The organism is Bradyrhizobium sp. SHOUNA76 (assembly GCF_023006445.1).
Lineage (GTDB): Bacteria > Pseudomonadota > Alphaproteobacteria > Rhizobiales > Xanthobacteraceae > Bradyrhizobium.
Map to the genome: position 1 here is coordinate 25,898 of NZ_JALBHA010000027.1, position 8,297 is coordinate 34,194.

The window sequence follows — 8,297 nt, forward strand, 5'->3', positions numbered from 1 at the left end:
TCAGCGTCCCTCTCGCGACAGACGCGGATTGAGCGCGTCGTTGAGGCCTTCGCCGATCAGGTTCAATCCGAGCACGGAGATCAGGATGGCGACACCGGGAAACACGGTGATCCACCAGGCCTGGCGGATCACGGTGCGGCCGGCGCCGACCATGTAGCCCCAGGAGATCAGATTGGGATCGCCGAGGCCGAGGAAGGACAGCGAGGATTCCAGCAGTATCGCGGTCGCCACCATCAGCGAGGCCAGCACGATCACCGGTGACAGCGCGTTGGGCAGGATCTCGCGCAGGATGATCCAGGTGTGCGACTGCCCGGTGACCACGGCGGCCTGGACATATTCGCGCGTGCGCAGCGACAGCACCTCGCCGCGCACGAGACGGGCGACCGGCGGCCAGCTCACCAGCGCGATCGAGGTCACGATCGAATAGATCGAAGGCTGCAGGATCGCGACCAGCACGATCGCGAGCGCGAAGCTCGGAATGGTCTGGAAGAACTCGGTGAAGCGCATCAGGGCGTCATCGACCCTGCCGCCGAAATAGCCGGCCATGGCGCCGATGGGCATGCCGACGACCAGCGCCACCAGCGTGGAGACGAGGCCCACCAGCAGCGAGACGCGTGCGCCAAAAATCATGCCGGCGAACACGTCGCGACCGAGCGCGTCGGTGCCGAGCGGCACCGTCGAGAGCGTGAACGGCGGCAGGAACGGCCGCTGCACCATGCGCCAGGGCGAGTTTGGGAACAGCATCGGCCCGAACAATGCGACCGAGATCGCGAGCACCAGGATGACGAGCCCGATGACGCCGCTCGGGCTCTTCAGCATCGATTTCCAGAACTGTTTCATGAGGCGAATTCGATGCGCGGATCGACCAGTCGGTAGACCAGGTCGGTGATGAGGTTGAAGATCAGCACCATGGCGGAGCAGATCACGAAGACGCCAAGCAGCAGATTGTAGTCGCGCTGGAGCAGGGCGTCGTACATCAGGCGTCCGATGCCGGGCCAGGCGAACACGGTCTCGGTGATGACGGCACCGCCGATCAGCGTGCCGGAATGCACGCCGGCCAGCGTCACGACCGGCAGCAGCGCGTTGCGCAGCACGTGGCGGCGCTGGATCACGGCGTCAGAGAGGCCCTTGGCCCGCGCCGTCTTGACGAAGTCGAGCCGCTTCACCTCCAGCATCGAGGCGCGCGTCATGCGGGTATAGGTCGCCATGAAGAACAGGCCGAGCGTCATCGCCGGCATGATCAGGTGCTTTGCGACATCGACCGCATGGGCGAGGCCGGTGAGGTTGGCACCGACCGTCTCGTAACCAAAACTCGGCAACCAATCCATGGTGACCGAGAACAGCAGGATGCCCATCAGCGCCACCCAGAACAGCGGCATGGCATAGAAGACCAGCGCGAACACGGTGATGGCCGTGTCGAGGAAGGTCCCGGCAAAGCGCGCGGCGAAGGTGCCGAACAGAATGCCGAGCGCGAGCGAGATCGCGAATGCCGTCAGCGTCAGCAGCAGTGTCGCCGGCAGCCGTTCGCCGATCAGCTTTGCGACCGGTGCCTGCTGGCGGAAGGAGAAGCCGAGGTCGAGCGTCACGACGCCCTTGACGTAGATGAAAAGCTGCTCGGGCAGCGGCTTGTCGAGGCCGAACTTTTCCCGGAGCTGCTTGACGAAGACCTGGTCACTGGCTCCGGCCTCGCCCGCCATCACGACAGCGGGATCGCCGGGCGCAAGCCGGATCAGGAAGAAATTGAGGACGACGATCGCAAGCAGGACGATCACGCCCTTCAGGATACGTTGAGCGACGAAGGAGAGCATCTTAGATGGCGATCAGATCAGGTTGAACGCAGCGACAATCACGGTGCGCTCCCTCTCCCGCTTGCGGGAGAGGGCAGGGGAGAGGGTATTTCCGCAGAGAGGACGCCAAGAGGAGAAAGCCCTCTCCCGCCGCGCTCTGCGAGCGCGTCGACCTCTCCCGCAAGCGGGAGAGGTAAGCGGAGTTCGGAGTGCCCGCCCTCACTTCTCGAGCCATGCGTCCTTGAAGCCGTCATTGACCCCGATGCCCGTGGTGATCAGGTTCTTGACCTTGCAGCGCGTGATGGTCGGGAATTGCAGCTCGAGCATCCAGGCCACCGGCACGTCCTCGACCAGGATCTTCTGCGCCTTCTCGTAGATCTCCTTGCGCTTGGAGTCAGGGGTTGCGACCGCGCCGTCGGCGAACAGCTTGTCGATCTCCGGGTTGGAGTAACCCTCGACATTGTTGAACACCTGGCCCTTGGCGATGGCGCTGGAGACGTAGTTGCGGCCGACGCCGAGGGCGGGGTCGCCGTACTGGTAGAGATAGGTGAAGGCGATGTCGTAATCCCAATCGCCGATCTTCTGGTTGCCGCCGGCAACGTCGGTGGCGATGGTCTCGATATTGATGCCGACGTCCATCAGGTTCTGCTTCACCGCTTCACCCCAGCGCTGCCAGGTCTCGCCATAGGCGAGCGGCAGCAGGCGGATCTTCTCGCCCTTGTAGCCGGCTTCCTTCAGCAGCGCCTTGGCCTTGGCCGGATCGTACGGATATTTCTTCACGTCGTCGGTGTAGTATTTGATGGTCGAGGCGGACGGGCCGGTTGCGACCTTGCCGAGCCCGTTCCAGATCACGTCCTTGGCGAAGTCGCGATCGATCGCATACATGACCGCCTGCCGCACCCGCTTGTCGGCGAGCGGACCCTGGCGGTTGTTGAGCCACAGCCAGGCCAGCGGCGAGAAGAACTCCCAACCGGCGCCGGTGACGCAAGTGTCCTTCAGCTTGGACAGCCGCGGCACGTCGAAGTTCTCGACCGAGCCGCCGGGCAGCACATCGACCTTGCCGGTCTCATACGCCACCGAGCGCGCCGCGGCGTCGGGAATGATCTGCCAGTAGATCTCGTCGAGATAGGGCTTGCCCTTCTCATGATAGTTCGGGTTCTTGACTAGGCGGATGAACGAGCCCTTCTGCCACTCCCTGAACATGAAGGGGCCGGTGCCGACAGGCGCGTTGTTGTAAGGATTGGTCTTGAAGTCGGTGCCGTCATAGAGATGCTTCGGCACCATCGGCATCGATCCGACCTCGAAGATGCCGAGGAACGGGCCGAACGGCTGCTTCAGCGTGAACACGACAGTGTAGTCGTCGGGCGCCTCGACCTTGTCGACCTGCGCGAGGTTGTTGCGGGCGCGCGCATGGGTCTGCTTCAGCATCTCGACCGAGAACAGCACGTCGGCGGCGGTGAAGGGCTTGCCGTCATGCCAGGTCACGCCCTTCCTGAGCTTGAAGGTGTAGGTCTTGGCGTCCTCGCTGACGCTCCAGCTCTCGGCGAGCTCCGGCTGCGGTTCGAGCTTGGGGCTGTAGCGCAGCAGCCCCTCGAAGATATTGCCCGACACCATCTGGGTCGGGCCGTTCTGGACCAGGGCGAGCATCAGGCCGGGCGGCTCGGGCTGGATCACGGCATTGACCACGCCCCCCGTTTTCGGCTCTTGCGCCAGTGCCGGGGCCGTGAGGCCGCAAGCCAGGAGGAGACCAAGCAACACTCGTTTTGGCATGTCGTATCTTTCTCAAGCGACCGGCCGTGAACGCTCCGCAACGTCCTCGCGCGCAAAGCGACGGCCGGCCCATCCCAGTCCCCATCCGATATCGAGGCTCACACAGTCCCGTTCGGCGCCGCAAGATGAAAGTCGCGACAGGGCTCGCACAAAAAATGTACAGCGCGTCCTGTTTTGATGGATCGGCCTCTTATTGCCGGGGAGAGCCATGATGTCGGTCGTTGGCCGACACGGCCGGTGGAACTAGCGACACAGCGTCGCGGGACGGTAGTCGGAGCCTTCTTGCGCCACGCGGAATAAACCGGACCGCCTTGCGATAGGTCGAGGCGGCTGCGCTGCGGATTTGATCCGGATCAAAGCCGAGCCGCCGCCTTTGCGATCGAATGGCAACTGGCGGGACCCGGAACGGCGTGTCCTGCTTCCTTGAGCCGTGAGACGCGTGAGACAATCGATGGACATCCAGGCCACGAATATCCCTGTGGGTGACGATGACGGACCTGATGTCGCCGGCCACGAGCTGCCGCCGGACGCGGGCGTGCAGCACTGCCTGCAACTGCTGGGCAATGCCGGCCTGCGCCCGACGCGTCAGCGCCTCGCGCTCGGCCAATTGCTGTTCCTGGGCGGCCATCGTCATGTCACCGCAGAGAGCCTCTATGAAGAGGCGATGGCGGCGAACGCGTATCTGTCGCTCGCGACCGTCTATAACACGCTGAACCAGTTCACCGAGGCTGGCCTGCTCCGCCGGATCGCGGCCGACGGCATCAAGTCGTTCTTCGACACCGACACATCCGTGCATCCGCACTTCTATCTCGAAGGCGAGGATGTGCTGGTCGATGTTGCCGACGATCTTGCCTTCACCAAGATCCCCGAGGCGCTTCCCGGGCACGAGATCGCGCGGCTCGACGTCATCGTCCACCTGCGCCGCAAGCGCACGACGTAGAGACCGCATCACGGTCGTCTAACGCAACCCCGCGCGCCGAAATCCCTCCAGATAGTGCTCGCGATCGGCGTCATTGGCCCATGGCAGCTTTGTCGCGATCCAGTGCAGCGAGATGTCCGGCTGGGTGCGACGGAGCTCGCCCAGCGCCGTCTCCGCGAGCATCGCGTCGCCCGTCATGCCGGCTGAGACCGCGAGCACGCGGTAGGCGCCGGTGAGATCGCCGCGATGGCGGATCGCCTCGCGCGCGAGCGCGATGGCCTCGTCGTATTGGCGTTCGGTGAAACGCGCATAGCCGGCGATGCCCTGATAGATCGCCAGCGACGGATCGCGCGGTGACAGCCGGATCGCCCTTTGGGCGGCCTCGAACGAATCCTTCGGCCGTCCGGCATAGGACAGCGCCAGTGCGTAATAGCCTTGCGCCAGCGAGAAGTTCGGATTGAGCGCGAGCGCTTGCTCGAACTCGGACAGCGCATCCGCAAGCCGGCGTGTCGAGAAGCAGACGCTGCCGAGTGCGACATGCGCCCAGGCATCCTCATGGTCGCAGCGCAGTGCGGCCAGTGCGGCGGCTTCCGCCACCGGCGCCACCGCGGCGAGCTCGGCCCAGCCGAGATGCACGCCGAGCATGTGGTTTGCCGCCAGCACCGACAGCGCCCGGCCGTAGTTCGGATCAATCCCGATCGCGCCTTCGAGCAGGGCCCGCGCGGCCTCGTGATCACGCCGGGTCACGCGCCAATAGTGCGATAGCGCCCGCATCAACAGATCCCATGCATCGAGGCTCGACGGTGGCTTGCGATCGGCGCGAAAATTCTCTGCTGCATGGATCTGCGGCTCGATCGCCGCCACGATCGCGTTGGTGATCTCGTCCTGGACGGCGAAGACGTCGACCAGATCGCGGTCATAGCGCTCGGCCCACAGATGGCCGCCCGATGCGGCATCGTTGAGCTGCGCGGTGATGCGCACCCGGTTGTTCGCCTTGCGCACGCTGCCTTCGACGACGTAGCGGACGCCGAGCTCCTCGGCGATCTGCCTGATGTGGACCGCGCGTCCCTTGTAGGTGAAGGACGAGTTGCGGGCGATCACCATGAACCAGCGTTGTTTCGACAGCGCCGTGAGGATGTCCTCGCTGATCCCGTCGCCGAAATAATCCTGCGCGGGATCGCCGCTCATGTTCTCGAAGGCCAGCACGGCGACCGCCGGGCGGTCCGCGATGCGCGGGAGAGCGGGCCTGGCTTCGACTGGTGCGACCGACGCTGCCATTTCTTCCCGGACGTCGCCGACGAAGCGAAAGCCCTTGCGCGGGATGGTCTTGATCAGCCGCTGTGTCGCGCCGTCGTCACCGATCGCCTTGCGCGCGGCATTGATCCGGCTGTTCAGCGCGGAATCCGAGATGACCCGATCGCTCCAGATCTGGCTGATCAGGTCATCCTTGCTGACCACACGCGTGCGTTGCGCGACGAGATAGAGCAAGAGATCGAACACTTGCGGCTGCAACGGCACGGCTGCTCCGCCGCAGGTGAGTTCCCGCAGGTCGCCGTCGAGCACGTTGTTTTCAAAGCGAAATCGCACGATTCTGTCGTCTCAAGCAAAAATCAAAGTCGTCTCAGGCGAAAATCAACCGTCTGCGAAAGTCTTGGGCCCGGCGATGCGGCAGGGTGCAGCGACCAATGAAGTGCCGGCACTTTGGCACAACGGAGCTGTTTATGACCCAACTTGATCACCAGGTTCATTCGATCGGCCCGGAGGTTACGGGCTCTCGCATTTTCAAGTTCATCGCCTTTCTGTACGGAATTGCGGCGTATCTCGTGTTTTTCGTCACCATTCTCTACGCCATCGGCTTCGTCATGGGGCTGGTGGTGCCGAAGACGATCGACACCGGAACCGACGCGCCGGCGACTGAAGCCATCATCATCAATCTCCTGCTGATGTCGCTGTTCGCGGTCCAGCACAGCGTGATGGCCCGCCAGCAGTTCAAGGCCTGGTGGACGCAGTTCGTCCCCAAGCCGGTCGAGCGGAGCACCTATGTGCTGCTGGCGAGCCTGTCATTGCTGCTCCTGTTCTGGCAGTGGCGTCCGTTGCCATCAGTCATATGGAACGTCGAGAATCCGGATCTTGCCGTGATGATGGTCACGCTGTCCTTCGCCGGCTGGGTGCTGGTGTTCACCTCGACCTTCATCATCAATCATTTCGAATTGTTCGGATTGCATCAGGTGACCAACCATCTGGTCGGGAAGGAGATGACGCCGCCGCGCTTCAAGACGCCGCTGCTCTACAATTTCGTCCGCCATCCGATTTATCTCGGTTTCATCATTGCGTTCTGGGCGGCGCCGACCATGACCGCGGGCCATCTGCTGTTCGCGGCCGTCACCACGCTCTACATCTTCGTCGGCATCGCGCTGGAGGAGCACGACCTCGTGGCTCTCTTCGGTGACGAGTACCGGCAGTACAAACAACGGGTGTCGATGCTTATTCCCTGGCGCCGGTCACTCTAACCTCGGCGTGGCACCGCACGCGTCCTTCGAAAGGAGGACGCGTGACCGCGCCGAGTGAGGTACGCGAGGATCGCACGCATCCGTCCCCTCAACGTCCCCCGGGGTGATTTCCCCCTTCGCCCCGACACCTCTCCCCGCATCCCGCCTTCCCGAGATATCGCGGAACGGGGGCGGGGAGAGGATTTCTCCCCTTCATCAAACGGAGACGACCAAATGAAACATGTCGGAAACTGCTTCTGCGGCGCGGTGACGATCGAGGTCACGGGCGCACCGGAGGCGATGGGCTATTGCCATTGCCGCTCCTGCCGCTCCTGGTCGGGTGGCCCGGTCAACGCCTTCAGCCTGTGGAAGCCCGAGGCGGTACGCATCACCGAAGGCGCGGAGAATGTCGAGACGTTTGCCAAGACGCCGCTCAGCCAGCGCAAATTTTGCAAGAAGTGCGGCGGCCATCTCATGACCAACCATCCGCCGCTCGGCCTGGTCGACGTCTTCACCGCCACCATCCCCACGCTCGCCTTCGCGCCCGGTGTTCACGTCAACTATGCCGAGACCGTGCTGCCGATGCGCGATGGCCTGCCCAAGCTGAAGGATTTCCCGGCCGAGTTCGGCGGCAGCGGCGAGATGATGCAGGAGTAGCGGCGCGTTCAGGAGGGCGGCAGAGCGCCGCCCTCTCATCGTTCTCCCAAGGGAGAAGGAAGAAAGATCAGCCGCCGCGCGATTCGACGACCTTGCGGCAGGAGTCGGAGAGCTTCGACTTGTTCTCGCGCAGGCAGGCGTTCATCTGCGGCGGCTTGCCGATATGTTCGGCGCAGAATTTGCTGGCATCGCCGCGGCAGGCCATTTGCTCCTGGGGCGACGGACCGGATTGCGCGGCAGCGGGCAGGGCGGCAGCCGTGAGCAGCAGCGCGGCAAGAGCTGAAATCTTCATAAAGCACCTCTTTGGAATCGGCGTTGGTCCCGACCGGGATCAATCGGGCCGGACCATCCCGCGAAGGACAGGCGCCGGTCCATGCCATGTTCATGGCATCGGCGCGGCCCAGCGGTCGCGGCATCCCCCATCTTCATGGCATGTATCCGCGCGCCGTCTTTTGCCATTCAGGCTGCACCTCGGCTGCGAAATCCGGTGATTGCATCGGGACGCCGAACGGAAGCAGGAGAGCAAAGGATGTCGAAGAGAGCTGGAGCGCTGAGCGCGGCGCTGACGGTCATGGCGCTGGCGGGCGCGGCGAGATCCTCTTTGTCGTCGGCGGCAACGGCACCGGCAAGACCACGCTCGCGAAAATACTGGCCGGCCTGTACGTCCCGACTGAC

Annotated in this window: 9 protein-coding genes; 4 read left to right on the plus strand and 5 right to left on the minus strand. The window is 63.8% G+C overall.

The annotated features are described in order from the left end of the window. The 3 genes from MOV74_RS06340 to MOV74_RS06350 all read right to left on the minus strand — a co-directional run bounded on the left by MOV74_RS06340 (position 1) and on the right by MOV74_RS06350 (position 3,557). Positions 1-840: an ABC transporter permease gene (locus tag MOV74_RS06340; RefSeq protein ID WP_246919068.1), complete on the minus strand. Its 840-nt coding sequence runs from the start codon at positions 838-840 to the stop codon at positions 1-3. Further along, positions 837-1,808, minus strand: coding sequence for an ABC transporter permease (locus MOV74_RS06345; RefSeq protein WP_246919069.1), 972 nt, complete (start codon positions 1,806-1,808; stop codon positions 837-839). The genes MOV74_RS06340 and MOV74_RS06345 overlap by 4 nt, the downstream gene beginning before the upstream one ends. 198 nt (positions 1,809-2,006) lie before the next feature. After that, positions 2,007-3,557 carry an ABC transporter substrate-binding protein gene (locus tag MOV74_RS06350; RefSeq protein ID WP_246919070.1) on the minus strand — a complete coding sequence of 517 codons (1,551 nt, stop codon included), beginning with the start codon at positions 3,555-3,557 and terminating at the stop codon, positions 2,007-2,009. A gap of 451 nt (positions 3,558-4,008) precedes the next feature. On the opposite strand from MOV74_RS06350, the gene irr reads away from it, so the two are divergent. Continuing rightward, entirely contained in the window at positions 4,009-4,497 is a 489-nt protein-coding gene (gene irr, locus MOV74_RS06355; RefSeq protein WP_246919071.1) for a Fur family transcriptional regulator Irr, read from the plus strand. Between the two features lie 18 nt (positions 4,498-4,515). Here irr and MOV74_RS06360 read toward each other — a convergent pair whose 3' ends face one another. Continuing rightward, complete coding sequence (locus tag MOV74_RS06360) at positions 4,516-6,063, minus strand: winged helix-turn-helix domain-containing tetratricopeptide repeat protein (protein WP_246919072.1); 1,548 nt, start codon at positions 6,061-6,063, stop codon at positions 4,516-4,518. 134 nt (positions 6,064-6,197) lie between these two features. Between MOV74_RS06360 and mddA the strand changes: the two genes are divergently transcribed. Both mddA and MOV74_RS06370 read left to right on the plus strand, forming a co-directional pair. Next, the gene (gene mddA, locus MOV74_RS06365; protein WP_246919073.1) at positions 6,198-6,986 is read left to right on the plus strand and encodes a methanethiol S-methyltransferase; all 789 of its coding nucleotides are present in this window, start codon (positions 6,198-6,200) and stop codon (positions 6,984-6,986) included. 213 nt (positions 6,987-7,199) lie between these two features. Then, positions 7,200-7,622 carry a GFA family protein gene (locus tag MOV74_RS06370; protein WP_246919074.1) on the plus strand — a complete coding sequence of 141 codons (423 nt, stop codon included), beginning with the start codon at positions 7,200-7,202 and terminating at the stop codon, positions 7,620-7,622. Between the two features lie 67 nt (positions 7,623-7,689). On the opposite strand, the gene MOV74_RS06375 is transcribed toward MOV74_RS06370, so the two are convergent. Continuing rightward, positions 7,690-7,914: a cysteine rich repeat-containing protein gene (locus tag MOV74_RS06375; RefSeq protein ID WP_246919075.1), complete on the minus strand. Its 225-nt coding sequence runs from the start codon at positions 7,912-7,914 to the stop codon at positions 7,690-7,692. Positions 7,915-8,006: 92 nt separating this feature from the next. On the opposite strand from MOV74_RS06375, the gene MOV74_RS06380 reads away from it, so the two are divergent. After that, positions 8,007-8,297, plus strand: a 291-nt coding sequence (locus tag MOV74_RS06380) for an ATP-binding cassette domain-containing protein (RefSeq protein ID WP_246919076.1), incomplete at its 3' end; no start/stop codon positions are given.

What these genes read in the sequence shown, in the direction of transcription:
- irr (WP_246919071.1), top strand. Translation starts at nt 4,009, where the DNA reads ATGGACATCCAGGCCACGAATATCCCTGTGGGTGACGATGACGGACCT.
- MOV74_RS06375 (WP_246919075.1), bottom strand. Translation starts at nt 7,914, where the DNA reads ATGAAGATTTCAGCTCTTGCCGCGCTGCTGCTCACGGCTGCCGCCCTG.
- mddA (WP_246919073.1), top strand. Translation starts at nt 6,198, where the DNA reads ATGACCCAACTTGATCACCAGGTTCATTCGATCGGCCCGGAGGTTACG.
- MOV74_RS06370 (WP_246919074.1), top strand. Translation starts at nt 7,200, where the DNA reads ATGAAACATGTCGGAAACTGCTTCTGCGGCGCGGTGACGATCGAGGTC.
- MOV74_RS06345 (WP_246919069.1), bottom strand. Translation starts at nt 1,808, where the DNA reads ATGCTCTCCTTCGTCGCTCAACGTATCCTGAAGGGCGTGATCGTCCTG.
- MOV74_RS06350 (WP_246919070.1), bottom strand. Translation starts at nt 3,557, where the DNA reads ATGCCAAAACGAGTGTTGCTTGGTCTCCTCCTGGCTTGCGGCCTCACG.
- MOV74_RS06340 (WP_246919068.1), bottom strand. Translation starts at nt 840, where the DNA reads ATGAAACAGTTCTGGAAATCGATGCTGAAGAGCCCGAGCGGCGTCATC.